Origin of the sequence: Nocardia sp. alder85J (assembly GCF_020176955.2) — a bacterium.
Lineage (GTDB): Bacteria > Actinomycetota > Actinomycetes > Mycobacteriales > Mycobacteriaceae > Nocardia.
In genome coordinates, this window is sequence record NZ_JAIUCZ020000015.1 from 22,176 (window position 1) to 44,879 (window position 22,704).

General features: G+C 69.9%; 18 protein-coding genes. 12 read left to right on the forward strand and 6 right to left on the reverse strand.

Annotated features, from left to right (window positions below; all coding sequences use genetic code 11):
* The first annotated feature begins 28 nt into the window (after positions 1–28).
* On the forward strand, positions 29–2,566 hold the full coding sequence (locus LBW94_RS39615; RefSeq protein ID WP_225057940.1) for a CaiB/BaiF CoA transferase family protein: 2,538 nt from the start codon (positions 29–31) through the stop codon (positions 2,564–2,566).
* A gap of 340 nt (positions 2,567–2,906) precedes the next feature.
* On the opposite strand, the gene LBW94_RS39620 is transcribed toward LBW94_RS39615, so the two are convergent.
* Positions 2,907–3,494: a TetR/AcrR family transcriptional regulator gene (locus LBW94_RS39620; protein WP_225057941.1), complete on the reverse strand. Its 588-nt coding sequence runs from the start codon at positions 3,492–3,494 to the stop codon at positions 2,907–2,909.
* Positions 3,495–3,578: 84 nt separating this feature from the next.
* Between LBW94_RS39620 and LBW94_RS39625 the strand changes: the two genes are divergently transcribed.
* The 6 genes from LBW94_RS39625 to LBW94_RS39650 all read left to right on the forward strand — a co-directional run bounded on the left by LBW94_RS39625 (position 3,579) and on the right by LBW94_RS39650 (position 10,759).
* Positions 3,579–4,763, forward strand: coding sequence for an aromatic ring-hydroxylating oxygenase subunit alpha (locus LBW94_RS39625; protein ID WP_225057942.1), 1,185 nt, complete (start codon positions 3,579–3,581; stop codon positions 4,761–4,763).
* Between the two features lie 5 nt (positions 4,764–4,768).
* Entirely contained in the window at positions 4,769–5,434 is a 666-nt protein-coding gene (locus LBW94_RS39630; RefSeq protein ID WP_225057943.1) for a hotdog fold domain-containing protein, read from the forward strand.
* Positions 5,431–6,618, forward strand: coding sequence for a CaiB/BaiF CoA transferase family protein (locus LBW94_RS39635; RefSeq protein WP_225057944.1), 1,188 nt, complete (start codon positions 5,431–5,433; stop codon positions 6,616–6,618). Before LBW94_RS39630 ends, LBW94_RS39635 begins: the two co-directional genes overlap by 4 nt.
* 235 nt (positions 6,619–6,853) lie before the next feature.
* Positions 6,854–8,395: a class I adenylate-forming enzyme family protein gene (locus LBW94_RS39640; protein ID WP_225057945.1), complete on the forward strand. Its 1,542-nt coding sequence runs from the start codon at positions 6,854–6,856 to the stop codon at positions 8,393–8,395.
* A 37-nt stretch (positions 8,396–8,432) separates the two neighbouring features.
* Positions 8,433–9,257: a mycofactocin-coupled SDR family oxidoreductase gene (locus LBW94_RS39645; protein ID WP_225057946.1), complete on the forward strand. Its 825-nt coding sequence runs from the start codon at positions 8,433–8,435 to the stop codon at positions 9,255–9,257.
* Positions 9,258–9,274: 17 nt separating this feature from the next.
* Complete coding sequence (locus LBW94_RS39650; RefSeq protein ID WP_225057947.1) at positions 9,275–10,759, forward strand: aldehyde dehydrogenase; 1,485 nt, start codon at positions 9,275–9,277, stop codon at positions 10,757–10,759.
* A gap of 63 nt (positions 10,760–10,822) precedes the next feature.
* Here LBW94_RS39650 and LBW94_RS39655 read toward each other — a convergent pair whose 3' ends face one another.
* Positions 10,823–13,636 (reverse strand): tetratricopeptide repeat protein, encoded by a 2,814-nt coding sequence (locus LBW94_RS39655; protein WP_225057948.1) that lies wholly within the window; start codon positions 13,634–13,636, stop codon positions 10,823–10,825.
* A gap of 251 nt (positions 13,637–13,887) precedes the next feature.
* Here LBW94_RS39655 and LBW94_RS39660 point away from each other — a divergent pair, with 251 nt between their 5' ends.
* Positions 13,888–14,205 carry a maleylpyruvate isomerase N-terminal domain-containing protein gene (locus LBW94_RS39660; RefSeq protein ID WP_225057996.1) on the forward strand — a complete coding sequence of 106 codons (318 nt, stop codon included), beginning with the start codon at positions 13,888–13,890 and terminating at the stop codon, positions 14,203–14,205.
* Here the strand turns inward: LBW94_RS39660 and LBW94_RS39665 are convergent.
* Both LBW94_RS39665 and LBW94_RS39670 read right to left on the reverse strand, forming a co-directional pair.
* The gene (locus LBW94_RS39665; protein ID WP_225057949.1) at positions 14,174–14,716 is read right to left on the reverse strand and encodes a cupin domain-containing protein; all 543 of its coding nucleotides are present in this window, start codon (positions 14,714–14,716) and stop codon (positions 14,174–14,176) included. The two genes, LBW94_RS39660 and LBW94_RS39665, sit on opposite strands and share 32 nt — an antisense overlap.
* Before the next feature lie 178 nt (positions 14,717–14,894).
* Positions 14,895–15,449 (reverse strand): helix-turn-helix domain-containing protein, encoded by a 555-nt coding sequence (locus LBW94_RS39670; protein WP_225057950.1) that lies wholly within the window; start codon positions 15,447–15,449, stop codon positions 14,895–14,897.
* 92 nt (positions 15,450–15,541) lie between these two features.
* Between LBW94_RS39670 and LBW94_RS39675 the strand changes: the two genes are divergently transcribed.
* The 4 genes from LBW94_RS39675 to LBW94_RS39690 all read left to right on the forward strand — a co-directional run bounded on the left by LBW94_RS39675 (position 15,542) and on the right by LBW94_RS39690 (position 20,157).
* Positions 15,542–16,336 carry an aldolase gene (locus tag LBW94_RS39675; RefSeq protein WP_225057951.1) on the forward strand — a complete coding sequence of 265 codons (795 nt, stop codon included), beginning with the start codon at positions 15,542–15,544 and terminating at the stop codon, positions 16,334–16,336.
* A gap of 3 nt (positions 16,337–16,339) precedes the next feature.
* Complete coding sequence (locus LBW94_RS39680) at positions 16,340–17,227, forward strand: dihydrodipicolinate synthase family protein (RefSeq protein WP_225057952.1); 888 nt, start codon at positions 16,340–16,342, stop codon at positions 17,225–17,227.
* Between the two features lie 210 nt (positions 17,228–17,437).
* Positions 17,438–18,865: an APC family permease gene (locus LBW94_RS39685; RefSeq protein WP_225057953.1), complete on the forward strand. Its 1,428-nt coding sequence runs from the start codon at positions 17,438–17,440 to the stop codon at positions 18,863–18,865.
* 611 nt (positions 18,866–19,476) lie between these two features.
* Entirely contained in the window at positions 19,477–20,157 is a 681-nt protein-coding gene (locus LBW94_RS39690; RefSeq protein WP_225057954.1) for a hypothetical protein, read from the forward strand.
* 157 nt (positions 20,158–20,314) lie between these two features.
* On the opposite strand, the gene LBW94_RS39695 is transcribed toward LBW94_RS39690, so the two are convergent.
* Complete coding sequence (locus tag LBW94_RS39695) at positions 20,315–21,466, reverse strand: acyl-CoA dehydrogenase family protein (RefSeq protein WP_225057955.1); 1,152 nt, start codon at positions 21,464–21,466, stop codon at positions 20,315–20,317.
* 41 nt (positions 21,467–21,507) lie between these two features.
* Positions 21,508–22,677 (reverse strand): aromatic ring-hydroxylating oxygenase subunit alpha, encoded by a 1,170-nt coding sequence (locus tag LBW94_RS39700; RefSeq protein WP_225057956.1) that lies wholly within the window; start codon positions 22,675–22,677, stop codon positions 21,508–21,510.
* Positions 22,678–22,704: the final 27 nt, after the last annotated feature.

The following is a 22,704-nucleotide window of genomic DNA, read 5'->3' on the forward strand; positions in this document are numbered from 1 at the left end:
CCGCGCGATCGGAATTACGGAGTCGTCCATGACATTTCCCCTCACCGGCATCCGAGTGCTCGATCTGACCGACGGGCTCGGCGAATCCTGCGGCCGGTATCTGGCCGATCTGGGCGCCGAGGTGGTGCGCGCGGAACCGCCGGGCGGAACCCGCTCGCGGTCCGCCGAACCGCGTGTCGGCGGGGTGAGTATCCCGTTCGCACTGCGCAACGCCAACAAGCGCGGCATCACCCTGGACCCGGACCGGCCGGAGCACCTGCGCGAACTGGTCCGCGGGGTGGACATCGTCGTGGATTCCGGGACGATGGGCGCGGATTCGCGCGCGGCACTGGACCTCGCGGCGGATCCGTCGCCCACGGTGGCCGATCTGCTGGCCGAGAATCCGGCGCTGGTCTGGGTGTCGATCACCCCGTTCGGCCGGACCGGGCCGTACCGGGACTGGACGGCGAGTGAATCCGTGCTCTACGCGATGAGCGGCGTGCTGTCGCGGTCCGGGACTCCCGGCGCCGCGCCGCTGCTGCCGCCCGCCGGGCTGATCGAGGAGACCGTGGGCGTGCACGCCGCCTGGTCGGCGCTGCTCGCGCACGTCGCGGCCCTGGGTTCCGGCCGTGGCGAATTCGTCGATCTGTCGGCCTTCGAGACCGTGGTGCACGGCTTCGATCCCGGCTTCGGCACCCAGGGCTCGGCCGCGGCCGGCCGGTCGGAGGACTTCCCGCGCGGGCGCCCCGCGGCGGCGAACTTCTACCCGGTCTTCCGGTGCGCGGACGGCTACGTCCGGATCTGCCTGCTGGCCCGCCGGCAGTGGCGGTCGATGTTCGAATGGCTCGGTGCGCCCGCGGAATTCGCCGACCCGAAATACGACACCATCCCGGCCCGCTTCGCCGCCGCGGACCGCCTGCACCCCCTGATCGGCGCCCTGTTCGCCGAGCGCACCCGCGACGAACTCGTCGCCGAGGGCGCGCGGCGCGGCGTCCCGCTGGGCGGTGTGCACGACGTGGCCGAGGTGCTGCGCCTGGAACACTTCGCGGCCTCCGGGGCGCTGACCGACATGGAGCTGGCGCCCGGACTGTCCGCCCGGGTGCCGGCGGGCTACCTGAACATCGACGGTGTACGTGCCGGAATCCGCACTCCCGCACCGGGAGTGGGGGAGCGCGACGGGCAGCCGGGCGGTGCGCCGGCCGAAGCGGCGGCTGCCGCCGACCAGGCGCGGCATTCCGGTGCGTATTCGGTGGTGAACGGGGCGGCGAGCCCGTCCGGCGCCGGGACGACCACCGGTGCGGTGGTGGCTGCCGATCCGGTGCGGCCGCTGGCGGGGTTGCGGGTGCTCGACCTCGGGGTGATCGTGTTCGGCGCCGAATTGAGCAGGCAGCTGGCCGATTACGGCGCGGACGTGATCAAGATCGAGAACGCGGCCTTCCCGGACGGGCTGCGACAGGCCAAACGCGGTGCGGCGCTGGCACCGTCGGTGGCGTGGGGGCATCGCAACAAGCGCAGCTTCGGGGTGGACCTGCGCACCGGCGAGGGGCGGCGGATCTTCACCGAGCTGGTGCGCGACGCCGACGTGCTGCTGGCCAATTTCAAGCCCGGCACCCTGACCTCGATGGGCTTCGATCCGGCCGAACTGTCGGCGCTCAATCCGCGCCTGATCGTCTCGGACGCCAGCGCTTTCGGCAACGTGGGCCCGTGGCGGGAGCGGCTGGGCTACGGCCCGCTGGTCCGGGCCTCGTGCGGGGTGTCGGCGATGTGGCGCTATCCCGACGATCCGGAACTGTTGTGCGACGGCATGACCGTCTATCCGGACCACATCGCCGGACAGGTCGCCGCCACCGCGATCCTGGCCGCGCTGATCCGGCGCGTCGACACCGGAGTGGGCGGTCTGATCGAACTGGCGCAGTCGGATACCGCGCTGGTGCAGCTGGGCGTCCAGCTCGCCGCGGAATCGATCGTGCCGGGATCGGCTGCGGCGCCGGGCAATCGGGATCCGTACTACGCCCCCACCGGCGTCTTCCCCTGTGCCGGTGACGACGAATGGTGCGTCGTCGCGGTGCGGACCGACGCGGAGTGGGCGCGGCTGTGCGAGGTCGTCGGCCGCCCCGAACCGGCGGCCGATCCGATGTTCGCGACGCGGGAGGGGCGCCTCGCGCACCGCTCCGCCGCCGAGGACCGGCTGATCCACTGGCTCGCCGGCCGCTCGCCGCGCGAGGCGATGGCGACCCTGCAAGCGGCCGGCGTCCCGGCCGGCGCCATGCTGCGCCTGCCGGAACTGCTGCGCGACCCGCAGTTGCGCGAGCGCGGGGCCTACGCCGTGCTCGCCCACCCGCTGCTGCCCGCCGACCTCCCGGCCACCGCCACGGTCGCGCACTTCGACACCATCCCCGCACCGCCGCTGCGCCCGGCCCCGCTACCGGGCGAGCACACCGAGCAGATCTGCCGGACCCTGCTGGGCATGAGCGATGAGACCATCGCCGCACTGGTGGAACAGGGTGTGCTGCAAGTCCTTCCGCCCGGGTCGCGCCCGGCCGCGCCCTCGCTGCCCCGGCCCGTCGGCACCGTCGCCACCGGGTGAGATGACCGCCCTCCGCGCGCCGACCAGACCCTGTCGTCCAGCCGGACCGGGTAGGGACCGATCAGGTCCACGGCCCGGTCCACGTCGGCGCCTCGCCGCGTCGGCCCGGCCGATCGCATGCCGGCGGGACCGACCGGACCGATCGACCGGAGCGGAGTTCTGTTGTCCGGGTGAGTCGTTCGGCCACGCAGCCGATCCGCGCCGGACGCGACCCGGCCCGGATCGGTGGTCGGGGCAGGTGCCCGGGTTCCCGGGCTCGTCGCGCGGTGGCGTGGGGTATCGAGTGGATGTGCTGCCCGGCGCGTGCGGGCCGGTCGGCGGTGGCTCGTCAGGAAACCGGTCAGGGGAGCAGGGCGGGGACCACGAAGGCGCGCAGTTTGGCGCGGACCCGGTCCAGGGTGGTCTCGTCGCTGCCGTACTGGCTGACGTAGAGGATCTCGAGTTCGGCGATCCATTCGCAGAGCAGCCGCAGGTCCAGGTCGGCGCGGAGGCGGCCGGCCTGTTGTTCCTCGGCGAGGATCGGTTCCCACAACTCGCGGGTGAGTTCCAGGGCTCGGCCGGACTGGTGCAGCAGGCGGGTGGCGAGGCCCATCGCGCCGGGGGAGACCAGGCGGTTCACCATCGGGTCCAGGTGGCCCTTGCGGATGTCCTGGCAGATGCCCTCCACCAGGCGGTCGGCGACGGTGGGCCACTGTGCGATGAAGGCGCGGGCCGGGCCCATGTTCATCCGGGCGCGGCGGGCGATCGACTCCACGATCAGCGATTCGCGGTCGGCGAAATACCGGTACACGGTGGCGCGGGAGAGCTCGGCCGCGCGCGCCACGTCCTCCATCGTCGTCTTCGCGATGCCGAACCGGGTGAAGCACGTCTCCGCGGCCGTCAGGATCGCGGCGCGGACGTCGGCGGTCCCCGTGTCGATGCTGTCCATCCCCGGCACGTTACCAAGCTCCTAAATCTACGATTCTTAGATAAGACACTAGACGGAAATCGTCTCATGTGTCACGCTGGATTCATGGAGCGCGAGGAGAAGATCGACCTGACCCGGCGGTTGATCGCCCATGTCGACAACCGGACCACCGACTACGCGGACGGACTCATGCGCGTGCCGTTCTCGGTGTTCAACGATCCGGAACTCGCCGCCAAGGAGCGCGCGGTGGTGCGCCGGTTCCCGCACATCGTGGCGCACGTCGACGAGCTGGCCGAGCCCGGCGATTTCCTGACCACCGAGCTGATCGGCACGCCGCTGCTGGTGGTCCGGCAGAACGACGGCGGTGTCCGGGCGTTCTCCAATGTCTGCCGCCACCGCGGCGCGCGTGTCGAATTCGAGCAGTCCGGTTGTAAGCGCGTCTTCGCCTGCAAGTACCACAACTGGTCCTACGGCCGGGACGGCGCCCTGCGTGGCATGCCGCATGCGGACGGGTTCGAGGAATTGGACCGCGGCGACCACGGCCTGGTCGAGTTTCCGTGCGAGGTGCGGCACGGGCTGATCTGGGTGGTGCCGACGGCCGGGGCCGGCCTCGACATCGCGGCCGTGCTGGGGCCCAAGCACGACGCCGAGGTGATCGACACCGGGATCGGCGCCTCCTACCAGGTGCGCAAGGAGACCTGGCGGCTGGCGATGAACTGGAAGATTGCCGTCGACGGCGTGCAGGACGCCTATCACCTGTGCCAGCTGCACACCAAGACGGTGTGCCACTTCCTCGAGGGCAATGTGTCCACTTTCGATCGAGTGGACCGGTCCTGGCGGCTGGTGGTGGCGCGCAAGACGATCGCCGAGGTCCGCGACGCGGATCCGGACAGCTTCGACGTGCGGGACTACTCGCTGGCCAACTACACCGTGTACCCCGGCACCATGATGGTCACCGAGCCACAGCATTTCGAGATCTGGACGATCGTGCCCGACGCCGAGGATCCGAACGTCAGCCACTGCACCATCCGCCTGCTCGCCCCCCGCAAGCCCGAAACCGAACGGGAGCAGCGGATTCTCGACAAGAGCTGGGATCTGCTGATGGAGACCCTGCACGCCGAGGACTGGTTCGTCAGCGGCACCATCACCGCCAACGCCGCCGGCGGGCAGGTCGAGGAACTGGTCTACGGCCGTAACGAACTGCCGGGCCAGGTCTTCCACACCATGGTCGCCGCCGACGTCGCCGCGCTCGACCACGAGACGGCCGGTCCGGTCGCGGCGGCCCGGTAGCGCCGATGACGAATATCGAAGCGGCATCCGACATCTGGGAACCGAGCTGGGAGGCCCGGCTGGAGCCGACCGCCGTCGGCGCGGACGAGTTCGCGGCGCTGATCGAGGCGACCCGGGCGGTACAGGAGGCGGTCACCCGCAGCTGTCCCACGCCCGCGGCCGCCGCCCGCGTCGCCGCCGCACTGCGCGAGATCGCCTCGGAGCTGGAGGAATTCGAGGCCGACGAGGACGGTCAGCTGGCCGGTAAGCGCTACGACCTGGCCGGGCGCGGTCATCCGCTGCCGGTGCCGCTGCACATCGAGACCGTCACCGATACGGCCGCGTCCGCGCGAATCGTCGTGGGACGGTTCCATTCCGGGCGGTACGCGCTCAACGGCGGGGTCACCACCCTGATCTTCGACGAGATCCTGGCCCGGGTGGCCAACGGCGGCAATCGCCCCTGGGCCCGGACCGCCTGTCTCACCGTGCAGTTCCGCGCGCCCGCGCCGCTGCACACCGAACTGCGGGTCACCGCGGAGCTGGTCGGCCGGGAGGGCCGCAAGCGCTTCATGCGCGGCGCGATGTATCACGGCGACCAGGTCGTGGCCGAGGCCGAGGGCCTCTGGGTGGAGCTCAGACCCGAACAGACACAGATCTTTTCGAACAACGGTACGGAGGTGTCGGAGCGATGAGCGGTTATTCGCTGCTCGACGGCGTGCGGGTGCTCGAGGTGGCCCAGTTGGCCCCGGCCTCGCTGGGCGGCCATCTCGCGGACCTCGGCGCCGAGGTGATCAAGGTGGAGGCCGGTCCGGCCGGTGATCCGGTGCGTGTCGGCGGCAGCCGGGCGGTCGGCACCCCCGACGGCCCGTCGTTCATGCATCTGCGCTGGAATCGCGGCAAGAAGTCGGTGGCGCTGGATCTGCGCAGACCCGAGGACAAGCAGGCCTTCCTGGACATCGCCCGCGACTGCGACGCCGTGATCGAGGGCATGCGCGGCGGCTATCTGGACTGGCTCGGCCTCGGTTACGAGACGCTGCGCGAGGTCAATCCGCGGATCGTGCTCTGCTCGGTGTCCGGGATGGGCACCGACGGGCCGTACCGCGGCCTCGGCACCGGCGGCCCGGTGTTCGACGCCTTCGCCGGTCTGCGCGCGGTGCGGATCCCGGAGCGGCCGCCGACCGAGGGTATGGCCGGCGGCACCACGCCGCCGATCGCCATGTACGCCCTGGGCGCCTACGGCGCGATGGGCCTGCTGGCCGCGCTGCACAGGGCCGCGCGCACCGGGCAGGGCTGTCATGTCGAGGTGGCCGGCATCGATGTGGCCGCGGCCTGGATGCCCGATCTGATCGACGCCGAACTCAACCGGGACCGCTCCCTGCCGCGGCCGGGCTGGCTGCCCGACGGCCGGTTGCCGGATTGGCCGCGGCTGGAGGCGTATCGGACCAGCGACGGCCACGCCGTGCTGTTCGGCGCGCACGTGGACAAGTTCTGGCGCAATTTCGCGGTGGCCGTGGGCCGTCCGGAGCTCGCGGAGATCGATCTCGCGAGTACCGACGCGGGCGCGGTCGAGCGGGCCGAGACGGTCTGGCGGGCGCTCACCGAGATCTTCGCGCAGCGCACCCGCGCCGAGTGGATCGAGGTGTTCCTCGCCCACGACATCGCGGGCGGCCCGGTCAACAGCGTGCCCGAACTGCTCGACGATCCGCATTTCCGGGCCCGGCGCAACACCTACCGCGTGGCGTATCCGGGCGTCGGCGAACTGGAGTTCGCGGCGAGCCCGGTGCGCGTGCACGGCGAGACGTTCGCGCCGGAGCTGCCGCCGGAATACGGGGCGCACACCGGCGAGATCCGCGGCGCCGTGGCGGGCACCGGGTAGCCCCGGCGACAACCGAATACCGAACTGTCCGGACGGGCCGGTGCACGCGCCGAAAGGGGCGGAAGCGCCGGACCCGCCGGGCTGTGCTGTCCGCACGTGAAAAGCACTGCGCAGCAGGGGGATACGCAACAAAATTCCGGAACTCGGCATTGTGCGAGTTATCTACGGGTGATAGATTTGCGGTGACCGGAGTCACACCGGTCCGGGGTGGGCGCCATGACGACGAGGAGTTCACATGAATCTGGCCGACTTGACCCGCTACTGGGGCAGAGTCAGGCCGCGGCAGCAGGCGATCGTGTTCGGGGACACGGCGCAGACCTGGGCCGAACTGGACGCGGTCACCGATGCGCTCGCCCGCGGCCTGGCCGCGCGTGGTGTGCGCAAGGGCGACCGGGTCGCCGTCATGATGCTCAACCGGCCCGAACTCGCGCACGTCATCGTGGCGACGCTGAAACTGGGCGCGATCAGCGTCCCGCTCAACTTCCGGCTCACCGGCCGGGAACTCGCGCCGCTGCTGGTCGACGCCGCCCCGCGGGTGGTCGTCGTGGAGGACGATCTGGCCGGGCTGCTCGAGGCCGGCGCCGCGGAGACCGAGTTCGAGATCTACGGCGTCGACGGCGATTCGCATCGCCCGTACGCGAGCCTGCTCGATCCCGGCGTCGCCCCGGCGGTCGAGATCGCGGGCGACGATCCGGCCTTCATCTGCTACACCTCCGGCACCACCGGCGTGCAGAAGGGCGCGGTCATCACGCACCGCAGCGCCATCGCCCCGGGCATCTCGCAAACCGTCAGCTACGGCTTCACCGCTCGCGACCGGGTGCTGTGCTCGGCGCCGCTGGTGTACACCGGCTCGGTGCTGTCGGTGTTCATGCAGCTGGTCGTGGTGCCCGGCGCCACCATGGTGCTGCTGCGCGAATACGATCCGGAGATCGCGCTGGACACCTTCGAACGCGAGCAGATCACCGCCACCACCACCGTCCCGGTGATCTGGGAGCGGATGACCACCCTGCCCGGCTTCGGCAAGCGCACGCTCGCGGACTTCACCTTCGCCGCCACCGGTGGCGCCCCGGTCAGCGCCGATCTGCTGGAATGCTATCGCCGCCAAGGGATTCCGCTCACCCAGGTGTACGGGCTGACCGAGGCGTCCGGTATGGTGGCCAGCCTGACCTACGAGGACGCGCTGTCGCGGCCGGGGTTCACCGGCCGCGCGCTGGTCGGCACCCGGGTCCGCATCGGCGAGCCGGGTGAGCAGACGCCTGCCGGTGAGGTCGGCGAGATCCTGGTGCGCGGCGAGCACGTCATGCGCGGCTACTGGAACCGGCCCGAGGCGACCGCCGCGGCGCTCACCGACGGCTGGCTGCGCACCGGCGACCTCGGCCTCCAGGACGAGGACGGCTTCCTGAAGATCGTCGACCGCAGCAAGGACATGCTGATCTCCGGTGGGCTCAACGTCTATCCCGCCGAGATCGAGAAGGTGCTGCACGGCATCGACGGGCTGGTCGACCTCGCCGTCATCGGCGTCACCGACGACCGCTGGGGCGAGGTGCCGATGGTGGTGTTCCACAGCGCCCGGCCGTCCGCCGAGGTGGCCGCCGACATCGCCACGGTGGCCGCGGAGCAGCTGGCCAAGTTCAAGCGGCCCAAGCACGCAATCGAACTCGGCGAACCGCTGCCCCGCACCTTCTCCGGGAAGCTGGCCAAACCCGCACTGCGGCAGCGCTTCCCCGCCGCTCCGGACGACGCCGTCGCGCTGGACGCGACGCCCGCGAAGTCCTGAGCCCGCATCCCGATCACCCAGGAAGAAGAGGTAATCCGTGAAGAGACTGTCCGGCAAGGTCGCGCTCATCACCGGTGTGGCACGGGGACAAGGCCGTTCGCACGCGGTGCGGATGGCCGAGGAGGGCGCGTCCATCATCGGTATGGACATCTGTGCCCAGATCCCCAGTGTGTTCTACCCGATGGCCACCGAGGAGGATCTCGCCGAGACCGAGCGCCTGGTGAAGGCGGCCGGTGGCGACATCGTCACCGTCGTCGGCGACGTGCGTCAGCGCGCCGACGTGCAGCGCGCCTACGACGCGGGCATCGAGCGCTTCGGCGGCGTCGACATCCTGGTGCCGAACGCGGGCATCATGCCGGTCATCGACCAGGGCGTCGAGCCGCAGGCGTGGCACGACGCCGTCGACACCATGCTCACCGGTGTGTGGCACGTGCTCGACGTGGCGGTGCCGGGCATGATCGAGCGCGGCGCGGGCGGGTCGATCGCCATCACCAGCTCCGCGGCGGGCCTGACCAGCATGGGCCTCAACACCTTTCCCGGCCAGGCCGGATACTCGGCGGCCAAGCACGGTGTCGTCGGCCTGATGCGGCTGTACTCGAAGCAGTTGGCCGAGCATCTGATCCGGGTCAACTCCATCCACCCGACCGACGTCAACACCCCGATGGTGGCGAACGCCGAATACGGCGCCTTCGTCAACAGCCATCCCGAGGTCGCCAACGACGAGGCGTACAAGAACCCGATGCCCGTCGAACTGATCGAGGCCGTGGACGTGTCCAACGCCCTGGTCTTCCTCGCCTCCGACGAGGCCCGCTACATCACCGGCGTCACCCTCCCGGTCGACGCCGGTTACCACAACCGCTGACGAGGAGAACATCCGCAATGACAGTCGAGACGGCACCTGCGGTGGCGCCCGAAATCGCTTCCCGGGAAAAGGTTTTCATCGGCGGCCAGTGGGTCGAATCGTCCGGTGACGAATGGATCGACGTGATCGATCCGTGGAGCGAGCAGCGGGTCGCCCGCGTACGCAGCGCCACCACCGAGGACGTGCACCGTGCGGTGGCGGCCGCCCGCGCCTCCTTCGACGAGGGCGCCTGGGCCCGTACCCCGATCGCCGAGCGCGCCGACGTGCTGGACGCCATCGCCGACCGGTTGACCACGCGCACTGCGGAACTCACCGATATCGGGGTGGTCGAGGTCGGCATCCCGATCGCGGTGAGCGGCCCGACCCAGCAGATGACCGCGGAACTGTTCCGCGCGGTCGCCGCCGAGGCCCGCAAGGTGCAACTGCGCGAGGACCGCACCCGCGCCGACGGCGGCATCTCCCGGATCCTGAAGGAGCCGGCCGGTGTCATCGCGGCGATCATCCCGTGGAACGGCCCGATCGGCACCATCGCGTTCAAGCTGGCCCCCGCCCTGGCCGCCGGTTGCTCGGTGATCCTCAAGGCCGCCCCCGACGCGCCCCTGTCGCCCAGCGTCTTCGCCGACGTGATCGCCGAACTCGTTGCCGAGCAGCGCATTCCGGCCGGTGTGGTGAGCGTGCTGGTGGCCGACCGCGAGGTCTCCGAGGCCCTGGTCACCGATCCGGGCGTGGACCGCATCACCTTCACCGGCTCCACCGCCGCCGGCCGCCGCATCATGTCGCTGGCGGGGGAGCGGATCGCCCGTGTCTCACTGGAACTCGGCGGCAAGTCCGCCGCGATCATCCTCGACGACGCCGACCTGAACCACGTGGTGCAGTCGCTGCCGATGGGCGGCTGCATGCAGTCCGGCCAGGCCTGCATCGCGCTGACCCGCGTCCTGGTGTCCCGGGCCCGCCACGACGAGGTGGTGGCCACCCTCGCCGCCGCCTACGCCGCGCTGCCCATCGGAAACCCGTGGGAGCCCACCAATTTCCTCGGCCCGCTGGCCGGCGCCCGTCACCTCGAGCGGGTGGAGAGCTACATCGAATCCGCGAAGGCCGAAGGCGCCACCGTGGTCTACGGCGGCGGCCGCCCCGAGGGCGTCACCACCGGTTACTTCGTGCAGCCCACCCTGCTCGACGGCGTCCGCAACGACATGCGCGTCGCCCAGGAGGAGGTCTTCGGCCCGGTGATCTCCGTGATCACCTACGAGGACGAGGACGACGCCGTCGCGATCGCCAACGATTCGATCTACGGCCTGTCCGGCGCGGTCTACACCGAGGACCTGGAGCGCGGATACGCGCTGGCCCAGCGTGTTCGCACCGGCACGATCAGTGTCAACGGCGCCGTCATCGACTTCACCCTCCCCTTCGGCGGCTACAAGCAGTCCGGCGTGGGCCGTGAGGGCGGGCCGGAGGGCCTCGAGGAGTACTTCGAGACCAAGACGGTGCACATGCCCGCGTAGGCGGGTCCAGGAAAAGGCAAGGGCCGTGCGCGAATTCGGATCGCGTACGGCTCTCGTCCGTACTCAGGCGCGCCGGCGCGCGGCGTCGGTCGCGGCGGTGAGAGCGTCGCGGGTGGCGACGGTGTCGGCGTGATGGTCGCCGAATATGCGGGCGTGGCCGGTCAGCGCGCGATGGAGCAGGTCGACGGCGGCGTCGTGGCGGCCGGCCCGGCGGTAGGCGAGGCCCAGGACATGGCAGGTGCTCAGGGTGTCCGGATGTTCGGGGCCGAGGGTGCGTTCGAAGCCGCCGAGCGCGCGTTCGTTCGCCGCGATGCAGTCGTCGATCCGGCCCGCGCTGATGCAGGCGCTCGCGAGGGTGAGGTACGAGTGCAGCGTCTTCGGATGTTCGGGGCCGAAGAGGCGGACGTGGTCGGCGACGGTCCGCTCGCGCAGGCCGACCGCCTCGGCGTACCGCTTCGCGGCCAGATAGCTGGTCGCGAGGTTGTGCCGGGTGGTCAGCACACCGGGGTCGTCGCGACCGGCGACGCGCTCCCGCTCGGCCAGAACCTGTTCGTACAGCGGGACGGCCAGGTCGCCGCGGCCCGCGAGCTGGTACGCGCCGGCGAGGTTGTTGCGGATGGTCAGGGTTTCCGGGTGACCAGGCCCCAGCGTCCGGATGGAGGCCGACAGCGCGCGTTCGAGCAGCGGAACGGCCGCGGCGACACCGCCGCTGCTCTGATAGGCGTGCGCGAGATTCACGCAGCTGGTGATGGTCAGGGGATCGTCGGGCCCCAGCGTGCGTTCCCGATGGTCGAGGATGTGCTCGTTCTGCACCGCGGCTTCGGCGTGCCGGCCCGCTCGGAAATAGATCATGGCGAGCGCCATCCGGGCCCGGACGGCTCCCGCGTGGTCGGGGCCGTCGATACGTTCGTGGGTCGCGGCGACTCGTTCGTAGTACGGGGCGGCCGTCTCGGGCTGCTCCGCGCACATGTGGCTTTCCGCCAGTCTGAAACAGACGGCGAGAGTATCCGGATGATCCGGTCCCAGGGTGCGTTCCCGATGGTCGAGAATGCGCTCCTGCTGTCCGGCGGCCTCGGCGTGCCGTTCGGTCCGGACGTACATGAACGTGAGGATGTCCCGGGCTCGGACGGCGTCCTCGTGATCGGAGCCCGACACCCGCTCGATGTCCGCGAGCAGGCTCGCCGATGCCGAGACCGCCGCCTCGCGCTGTCCGGCCGTCCACAGGATCGTGCGGAGGTTGCCCCGGGCCTCGAAGGTCTCGGCACGGTCGGGCCCGTGGACGCGCGCGGCGGATTCGACCGTTCGTTTCAGCACCTCGGCAGCGTCGCCGGCGCGTTTCGGATCCGCCGACAGATATGCCTCGACGAGCATGCCGCGGTTGCGGACGGCCAGGGGATGGTCGGGGCCGCTGAGGCTTTCGCGGCCGGTCACCGCGCGCTCGAGGACGGGGATCCGCTCGTCGATCCGGTCCACCTCGAGCATGGTGATCGCGAGTCGCTCGCATGCCTCCAGGGTTGCCGGGTGATCCGCCCCGTGCCGGTCCTCCAGTTCGCGGAGGGCGCGCGCGAACAGCGGCACCGCCTCGTCGTATCGCTCGACTCGCGCGATACTGATCGCGAGAACGGTGCACAGCACCGTGATATCCATCCGGCCCGCGACACTCCGCTGCTCGCGGTCGGCGAGAGCTCGCTCCAGCAAGGGGATCGCGTCGGCGTGCCGGCCGAGGCAGAAATAGCTCCGGCCGAGATCTTCGTAGTGGCCGACGAGATCGATATCGTCGGGTGCCACGAACTGCTCGCGAACGGCGAGCAGGTCCTCCCGCGCTGCCGCGGCGTTGTCGTGCTGTTCGGCCGATTCGTACAGCAGCGCCAATCGGTCGCAGGTGCGCAGCGTGTCCGGATGCTGCTCCCCGAGCAGGCGGCGATGGTCGGCGAGGATTCGTGCCAGCAAGGCGATGGCCTGTTCGGGCCGGTTCGCGCGCTCACAGGTGGTGACGAGATGGTCCCGGGCCGCGACGGTATCCGGATGATCGGCGCCGAGAACACCCTCGGAACGGGCGATGATGTCCTCCAGCAGCCGGATGGCATCGTCGTACCGTTGCGCGGAGCGGAAGGCACGAGCGAGGTGCCGGCGGGCGGTGAGGGTGTCGGCGTGGTCGGCGCCGAACTCGCGTTCGGTGGCGGCCACGGCGTCCTCGGCGACGAGGATGACCGAATCATGCTGACCGGCCCGGTGATACGCGAGTGCGAGGATCTCGCGTGACTCGGCGGTATCGGGATGCAGGTCGCCGAGCGCGCTCGCCCGGTCACCGAAACTGCGCTCCCACAGCGTGATCGCCCGCTCCGGGCTGTTCGCGGCGAACAATGCCGTGGCCAGCCGGTGGCGGGCGGCGATCGTATCCGGATGCAGTGCGCCACATCGTGTTTCGCAGTCCTGCACGACGAGTTCGAGCACGTGGACGGTGGTACTCGCCGCGCCGGCGGCATCGGTGTCGCGGCCGCTGCCGTCGCTCGCCGCGGCCTCCGATCCGGTCGGCGACAGCAGTTGCCGGGAAGTCTCCTCGGCGTCGCCACCGGAATCGGCGATACCGAGCCGAGCCGCGATCTGTGTCAGGCCGCTGAGCAGATCCAGCTCGGTTTCCGCGTTCACCCACCCCACCAGGCCGTCACCGGCGGCCACGGCGGCCCGCGCACATGCGGCCGCGGCATGCGTCTTGCCCACTCCCGCTGCGGCATTCGGCGACGACACGATCGTGATCGGATTGCGCCGCACCGCGGCGGCCAGCCGGTCCGGGACACCGCGCCCGACGAATCCGATGGGCTCGTCCGGTATCTCGCCGACGACGATCACACCGGACGCGGAATCCGTGACGGTCATCGCTACCACACATCCTTCCCCGGTCGGTGTGCTCGTTCCGTTATACATTTCGCCCGGGGCCGGTTCTTCCAGCCCATGGGGAGCCCGCGCGCTCGGAACACCGCCGGACACCGTCACCGACGGCCCGGACGATCATCGCCGACGGCGCGGGCCGGCCGATGAATCCGGGGTGGGCCGCGTGGTCTGCACTGCCGGACCGGAACTGGAGGCTCCCCGTGCCGAGTGGCCTTGCCCGCGAGGCGATGTGGTCGATGGTGCATGCCGAACGGGCCGCGCCGGCCGACGATCTCGCCGGACTCGACGAGGCGCAGTGGCAGCAGCGGACGCTGTGCGGGCAGTGGACCGTCGAGGAGGTGGTCGCCCATCTCACCGCGGCGGCGAGGCTGACCGGCCGGGCACGAGACAGGGCTCGGTCGCCGAGCCACCGACGGGTATGCCGACGCGTCGGCCGTCTCCCGGCCCGAGGGGTTTCACCAAGGGCCGCAACGCTTCCGGAGGCACCGACCGAGCGGATTCCGCGGCCCTGCCACCCCGGGGCTACTGGGAAGGGTGGTCCGGACGCCTGCTGAGGATGACCGGTTTCAGGTCGGTGGGGAGGTTGTCGAAGGTCGAGACCGGGACGCCGAAGGCGGAGGCGAGGACGTAGCGGGGGAGGCTGTTGACCGTGCCGACGATGCCGATGTCGTCGTTGGGTTCCTGGGTGCTGGTGTTGAACACGACCAGTACCTCGAGCGGCTCGGTGTCGCTGACGTTCTCGAAGTAGTGGAAGAAGCCCTGGGGTGCGAACACCAGGTCGTCCGGCCCGGCCTCGAAGGTCTCGTTGTGATAGTTGCCGTCGGGGTGGGTGCCCAGCACGGTCCAGCGGGCCCGGCCCGCGATCACGTAGTTCAGTTCCCAGGCGGTCGGATGCCAGTGCGGCTCCCGGATACCGCCGCCCTCGAGCCGGATCCGGTACACCGACCCCTCCTGGCCGCGCAGCACCGGGAAGTTCTGCTCGTGGGCGCCCTTCAGCGCGCCCGCGTCGTATTCGTTGGCGGTCGCCGCCGAGAAGCGGAAGAGGTACGAGCTGTTCGCGGTCATGCGGGCAACCTTCCGGTCACGGTGACTGAACAGGCACGCCGTCCCGGGTTCGGCGCGGTGGTCGCGCGAATCCGCGACAGCCTGGCTACCACGGGAACTCTGCTGCGCGGACGATACCGCAGGGCTCTGCGCCGCGGCCACGGTCGTGATCGGATGGTTCCCCTTCCGGCGCCCGGGTTCAGTGCGCGCCCGGTGATACCCCGGCGTCACGGTCGTGGACGATGACGACGACCTCGGCGCGTTCGGGGGAGACGGATCGGAGGCGGTGCGGGGTGTTGGCGTCGAAGTAGAGGCTGTCGCCGCGGTCCAGGGTGATCACGCTGCCGGGGAGGGCGAGTTCGACGGTGCCGGAGTGGACGAAGATGAACTCGTCGCCGGCGTGCTCGTTGTCCGGCGGGCCGGGTTCGGTGCCGGGGTGGACGATGAACGGCTGCATCGCTTTTCCGACCAGCTGGGTGGCCAGGGGGTGGTAGTGGGCGGCGGGGGATGCGGCGTCGGGCTCGTTCTCGCCCGCGCGCGCGACGGCCAGCAGGGAGTTGTCGGGGTTGGCAGCGAACAGTTGGGCGACGTCGGTCTCCAGGACGTGGGCGATCTTCAGCGCCACGGCGATCGAGGGGGTGCTCAGGCCCCGCTCGATCTTCGACAGGTAGCTCTTGGTCAGGCCGGTGCGCTCGGCCAGCGCCTCCAGGGACAGCCCTGCCCGGCGTCGGTGCGATCTGAGAAACGCGGCCACGGTCACTCCTTGTCGGTCTGCAAGGACACCAGAGTAGCTGGATGACACAAGGTGTCTTATAGTGAACCCAGTGTCTCGCGTGGAGGTGGCCAGTGGGTAGGACGATGAACCTCGGCAAGTCCGAGCTGATGGCGACGGCCGAGCAGGCGATGCTCACCCGGATTCGCACCGGCGACTGGACCGACCGGCAGAAGATCGCCCTGACCTGCCGATCGCTGTCCGATGCCGGACACGATTCGGGCCTGGCCGGACAGATCTCGGTCCGGCAGGCGCATTCGACCTTCCTGACCCAGCGGCTGGGCCTGGGATTCGACGAGATCACCGACGCCAACCTGCTGCTGGTCGACGAGGACCTCGAAGTGCTGGAGGGCGACGGAATGGCCAACCCGGCCAACCGTTTTCACAGCTGGATCTATCGCGCCCGGCCCGATGTCGAATGCATCGTGCACACCCACCCGCTGCACGCGTCGGCGTTGTCGATGCTCGGGGTGCCGCTGGAGGTGTCGCACATGGACACCGCGCCGCTGTTCGGCGACTGCGCCTTCCTGGCCGAATGGCCCGGGGTGCCGGTGGGAAACGAAGAGGGCGAGATCATCTCGACCGCGCTCGGCGACAAGCGGGCGATCCTGCTCGCGCATCACGGGCAACTGGTCGTGGGCGCCTCGATCGAGGAGGCGTGCACGCTGGCCCATGCCATCGAACGCGCCGCCCAACTCCAGCTGCTCGCCATGGCGGCGGGCGAGATCCAGCCGCTGCCAACGGTTCTGGCCGAGGAAGCCCATGACTGGACGCTGCTGCCGAAACGCGTCGAGGCGAATTTCGGCTACTACGCCCGCAGGGTGCTGCGGCGTCATCCAGAGGTGTTCGAGCACGAGAGTTCGGAGTGAGAAATGTCTGCACCACTGTCGGGGATCGTCGGATATCCGGTCACCCCGTACTCGGCGGACGCGGAGAAGATCGACACCGGCACCCTGCGTGCGCTGCTGGACCGGATGATCGACGCGGGCGTCGACGCGCTCGCCCCGCTGGGCAGTACGGGTGAGAGCGCCTACCTCAGCGATGCCGAATGGTCCTGTGTCGCCACGGAATGCGTCGAGCACACCGCGGGCCGGGTGCCCACGGTGGTCGGGGTGTCCGATCTGACGACCGCCGGCACGATCAAGCGCGCCCGGATCGCCGAGGAGGCCGGGGCCGACGCGCTCATGGTGCTGCCGATCTCGTACTGGCCGCTGGCCGAGGACGAATTGCGGGAGCATTTCACCGCGGTGGCCGGGTCCACGGCGCTGCCGGTGATGGTCTACAACAATCCCGCGACCACCGGAATCGACATGACACCGGAATTCCTGGTCGATCTGGTCGCCACGGTCGGCAACATCACGATGATCAAGGAATCCACCGGCGATATCGCGCGAATGCATCGGATCGTCGAACTCGGCGGCGGGGAGGTGCCTTTCTTCAACGGCAGTAATCCGCTGGCCCTGAAGGCGTTCGAGGCGGGTGCGGCCGGATGGTGCACCGCCGCACCCTGTCTGGTTCCCGAGCAGGTCGTGCTGTTCTGGGAATTGCTGCGGGAAGGCGATACCGCCGGTGCGGGCGAGTTGTTCACCCGCTTGCAGCCGTTGCTGACGATGCTGGTCAGTCGGGGATTGCCGGCCACGGTGAAGTCCGGCCTGCGTTCGCTCGGCATCGAGGCCGGTGATCCGCGCCGGCCCATGCTCCCGCTGGATCCGGCCACCGCCGCCGCACTGGCAGCGCTGGTCTCCGCTGTGCGGAATTGATCTCCGGTACAAATCGACAGAATACTCCGGGACCGCCGGGCGTGAATTCATATTCGGCGCCCGGCGGCGTACGGGCATGTCCGGGTGTCGATTTCGCTCCGGTGATACCTACTTTACCGTTCTTTAACGGCGGCGATTTACGTGGAAACACCACGGCACCACACTTCTTCGTATCAAGAAAAGCCGGGGGGAAGTACGAAGGAGCCCGGGATGACCGACATGAAAATTCCGCCGCAGACGCAGACCCAGATATCCGTCACCGGCCTCCGCGTCGGCGTGCTGGGTTTCCCGGCGCTGCTGGCCCAGTCGATCGCGCTGATCTCGCCGACCATGACCGCCGCGCTGATCCTGCCGCTGGCCTTCTCGAACGCCGGGGAGGGCACCTGGATGGCCTATCTGTTCGGCACCGGAATGCTGCTGCTGGTGGTGTTCAACCTCAACCAGTTCGCCCGGCGCTCCACCTCACCCGGGTCGATGTACGCCTACATCGGCCGCGGACTGGGCCCGATGGGCGGGGTGACGGCGGGCTGGACCCTGTTGTGGTGCTACCTGTTCATCGGCATCGCCGGCCTGACGGGATTCACCATCTTCGGCCGGGAGGTGCTGAGCCTCCTCGGAATTCACGGCACCATCCCCTCGGTGGCGTTCTTCGCGGTGAGCGCGGCGGTCGCCTGGGCGCTGACGGTGAAGGACGTCCGGCTGTCCTCGATGCTGATGCTGGTGCTGGAGGGCCTGTCGGTGCTGTTCATCCTCGCGCTGGCCTGCGTCGTGCTGTTCAGGCACGGCATCCACATCGACACCGATCAGGTGGCGCTGAAGGGAACGTCGGTGCGCGGCATGAGCTTCGCGGTCGTCGCCTGCATCTTCAGCCTCGTCGGTTTCGAGAGCGCCACCGCGATGGGTGGTGAGGCCCGCGATCCGATGCGGACGATTCCGCGCGCGGTGATCTGGAGCCTGGTGATCACCGGGCTGTTCTTCGTGTTCATGAGCTATGTGGAGGTGTACGGCACCCGCGGTGGCAGCGCGACGCTGGACACCCTGTCCATGCCGCTCAACACCCTCGCCGAGACCTACGACGTGTCGTATCTGAAACTGCCGCTGTCGCTGGGCGCGGTGATCAGCTTCTTCGCCCTCACCCTCTCGTGCCTGAACGCCGGCGCGCGGATCATCTATCCGATGGCCCGGCACTCGGTGTTCCCCGCGGTCCTGGGCACCACGCACCGGTCGAACGCCACTCCCGCCGCGGCGCTCACCGCCTACATCCTGGTGATGTTCGCGGTGCCCGCGATCTGGTCCTCGCAGACCGATACGCTGACCATCTTCAACGACGCGGGGACCCTGGCCGCGTTCGGATTCCTGCTGGCCTACTTCCTGGTCACCGTCGCCGCGCCGGTCTACCTGCGCAAGATCGGCGAACGCACGCCTCGCAGCATCGCGCTGTCGGTCGCGGCGTTCCTCTGCCTGCTGGTGCCGACGGTCGGCAGCTTCTACCCGTTGCCCGCCTGGCCGGTGTCGCTGTTCCCGTACCTGTTCCTGACATTCCTGGCGCTGGGTGGAATCTGGCTGTACATCACCTCCCGCCGGCACCGCGGCATCCTCACCGCGATCGAGACCGATCTGGAGGCCACGCACGGCTGATCCGGGGCCTGCGGCGACCCGGGCCCACGGCGGTGACGTCGCCGCCGTGGGCCCGGTCCCGACCGGGCAGCGCTCCCATCGGCCGTCGTCACAGGGATCGAGGGCGCGAGTACCGTTTCGGCGTCGACCAGGAATACGATCTGTCCGAGTCGATGATCGACGGGGAGGCCCGTTGTGCGAGAACGGGAGGACGACAGTCGATGGCCGAATCTGGTTACGGGCCTTGGGATCAGCCGATCACGGGCGGCGCCGGTCCCGCCGACCGGCAGCGGCCTCCGCGTCCGGCCCGGCGGGACCGGCGAGGGCTGCTCCTGACCGGTGTCGTGGTGCTGGGGATCGCGGTGGCCGTCGCCGTCCTCGCCGGTCGCCGCCCGCGGCCCGCCGCGGGCCACCCGCGCGGGCCGCGGACGACCGCACCCGTCGCCCGGCGCGCAGCGCATGAGGCGAATTCCGTTCGGCGGCAGCCCGTCACATCGCCCGGTGCTCCGCGCATCCCCGACTCGGGCGCAGCTGTGCCGCGGCCGGCTCCCGGCCACCGCGCAGCCGGGTCCGGCCCGTGGCCGGACGCCCCGTCGCCGCGACGGCCGCGAGCCGGTGCGGGCCGGAAGGGCGTGATCGTCGCCGGTGTCGCCGGGCTGGTGGTGGTGGCCGGGATCGGTGTGGCGATCGGTGTCGACGCCGGTCGGCACGACGACGACATGCCCGCCGCGGTCTCCTCCCACCTGGCCGTCACCTCGGCGGCACCCCGGCCCGCGGCGGCGCCGGGGATGTACTCGATGGACGCGGTGACCGATGCCTGCGATCTGGTCGATCCCACGTCGCTGAGCCGCTGGTCGTCCACCCCGGGCGAGAGCATCCACCGGGAATACCCCGCGAGTTCCGGCGACGGCGGCACGCTCCTCTGCCGGATCCGCTACATCGGCACCTCGGCGAGCGCCGACGAGGCCGCGGGCGAGGCCGGGATCAGCCTCCAGGTCCAATTCACCGACACCACAGCGGTACCGGCCTACGACCGCTGGAGTCTCGACGACACCGCGCCCGGGCCGGACCGGGACGTCGATGCGGTCTCCGGGATCGGCGCCCGAGGGTACCGGCGATACGACATCGAGACGACGGATCAGGCCGCCGGGGTGAGTGCCACCGTCGGCGTGCAGGACAGCAATGTGTCGGTGCGGGTCGAGGTCGCCGTGCTGCGGTCGGATCAGCAATCCCCGGCAGAGGGCGACGAACTCGTCACGATCGCCGAGAACCAGGCCCGGGCGACGCTGGACGGACTGCGCAAGGGCCGGTGAGCTGGGCGGAGACGGCGGGATCGCGCCCGCCGTCTCCGTATCGCCCAGCCCCGCGCCCCCGCAGCCGAACCGCCCGACCGCGCAGCCGAATCACTCAGCCCCGCAGCCGAACTGCCCAGCCGTGCGGGGGAACCACTCGGGCCCGCAACAGCATCCCTCAGGAGCGCAACAGGTCCCGGTGGATGATCTCGCGCATGATCTCGTTGGTGCCACCGTAGATCCGCTGGATGCGGGCGTCGATGTAGGCCTTCGCGACCGGGTACTCCATCATGTAGCCGTACCCGCCGTGCAGCTGGACGCCGGCGTCGATCACCTTGCCCTGCAACTCCGTTGCCCACAGCTTCGCCTTGGCGGCGTCCACGGCGGTCAGGGTGCCCGCGTTGTATTCGCGGACGCAGCGGTCGATGTAGGCGCGCGAGACCTCCACGGAGGTCTGGAGATCAGCGAGGGTGAAGCCCAGGCCCTGGAATTCGCCGATGCGCTTGCCGAACGCCTTGCGCTGCTTCACGTAGTCCAGCGTCCACCCCAGCACGGCCTCCGCGGAGACCTGGGCGGCGATGCCGATGCCGAGGCGCTCCAGCGGCAGGCTCTGCATCAGATGGCCGAAGCCGCCGCCGGGCTCGCCGAGCAGGTTGGCGGCCGGGACGCGGACGTTGTCGAAGAACAGTTCCGCGGTGTCCTGGGCGTGCAGGCCGACCTTGTCCAGCTTGCGGCCGCGGGTGAAGCCCGGGGTGCCGTCCTCGACGACCAGCAGGCTGTAGCCGTGCGAACCGGCCTCCCGGTCGGTGACGGCGAACACGATCACCAGGTCGGCGAGGATGCCGCTGGTGATGAACGTCTTGGAGCCGTTGAGGATCCAGGTGTCGCCCTCGAGCACCGCGGTGGTCTGGATCGCGCGCAGGTCGCTGCCCGCGCCGGGTTCGGTCATCGCGATCGCGCCGATGGTGTCGCCGGTGACGAAGCCGGGCAGCCAGCGCCGCTTCTGCTCCGGATTCGCGTGCCGCAGCAGGTAGTTGAGCGCGATGTCGTCGTTGGTCGAGAAGCCCGACTGCAACGCGGAGGCGCCGACGCGGGCGATCTCGGTCTGGATCGCCACCCGGAAGCGGTAGTCGGTCTCGCCGGGACCGCCGAACTCCTCGGGCACCGCGAGGCCGAGCAGGCCCTGTTCGCCCGCGGCCCGCCAGGTTTCGCGGTCGATCAGGCGGTCGGCATCCCACTTCTCCAGCTTCGGCACCACGTGCCGCTCCACGAAACCGCGGACGGTACTGGCGAACAGCTCGTGATCGGCGTCGAACAGATCGGTTTTCACTGCATTCCTTCCTGGTCCGGGACTCCGATCCCGGGATGTTCTCAGTTGTGCGCCAGCAGCTTCTGGGTCTCCCGGCGGAAGACCTGATTGGCGACTTCGTTCTGGCCCAGCACCATCCGGCCCGCGCTCGCGCTGACCATGCCGCGCTGCGAATCACGCAGCAGCGGGAAGTCCTCGGCGTGCAGCACATCCAGCAGGATCTGCCAGTTCTTGGCCCACACCCGGTTCCACTTCTCCTCGGTCATGGTGGTCTGCTCGACCGGCGGCACGATCAGGCGCATCTCCATCCGGGACCGCTGCGGGTCGGTGGGGTGCGGGCGGAAGGTCAACAGCTGGAAGTGATCCGGCTGCCGCAGCAGGGTGCTGTTGGGGAGCAGGAAGTGGGTCTCGGTGACGTCGCGGGCCAGGCTCTGGTCGCCGGGATCCTCCTCGATCCAGCGGTCGATCGACTTGCGCAGCGCGATGAAGCGGCAGTGCCGGCCGAAGTCGTCGAAGGCCATCACATTGGTGTGGATGTGCTTGGCCGCGGTGTTCGGGTGGGCGTACTGGATGTGGTAGCCGTCGAGGAAGGCGTCCTGCATGATCTTCCAGTTCACCGGCTCGTCGAAGCCCTCCGACTGCACCGAGATCTTCGACTCGAGGTCGTAGGAGCCGAGGATGGCGTCCATCTCCGGGCCCAGCCAGGCGGCCACATCGATCTCGGCGTCGGCATCGTCGACCACCCAGATGAAACCGTGCCGCACCTCGGTGGGGAGCTCGATCAGCCCCAGCGTCGAGCGGTCCGGCTCGCCGAAGGTGTTGTCGCGGGTGATGGTTCGCAGTCCGCCGTCGATGTCGTAGGACCAGCGGTGGTAGGGGCAGGAGAACAGGCGGCAGCGGCCGCGCTCCTCCTTCTCGACCAGGGCGCCGCGGTGGCGGCACAGGTTCACCAGGGTCTTGACCCCGCCGTCGCGCTGCCGCACCACGATGACGTTGTTGCGGGGCAGCTGGAGGGTGAAGAAGTCGCCGGCGTTCGGGATCTCGGAGCCGTGCGCGACGATCGAGGGCACCCGCCCGAAGATCAGGTCGCGTTCCCGTTGTGCCACTGCGGGATCGGTGAACTCCCGCGGCGCGAACCAGGTGATGTGGTCGAACTCGTCGGTGGTGTCGTTGCGCAGATGTGTCAGCGCGCGGCGAATGCGTTCCTCGCGGGGAGCCCCGACCTCGGTCATGGCATGCCTCCAATGTCGTCCACCTGC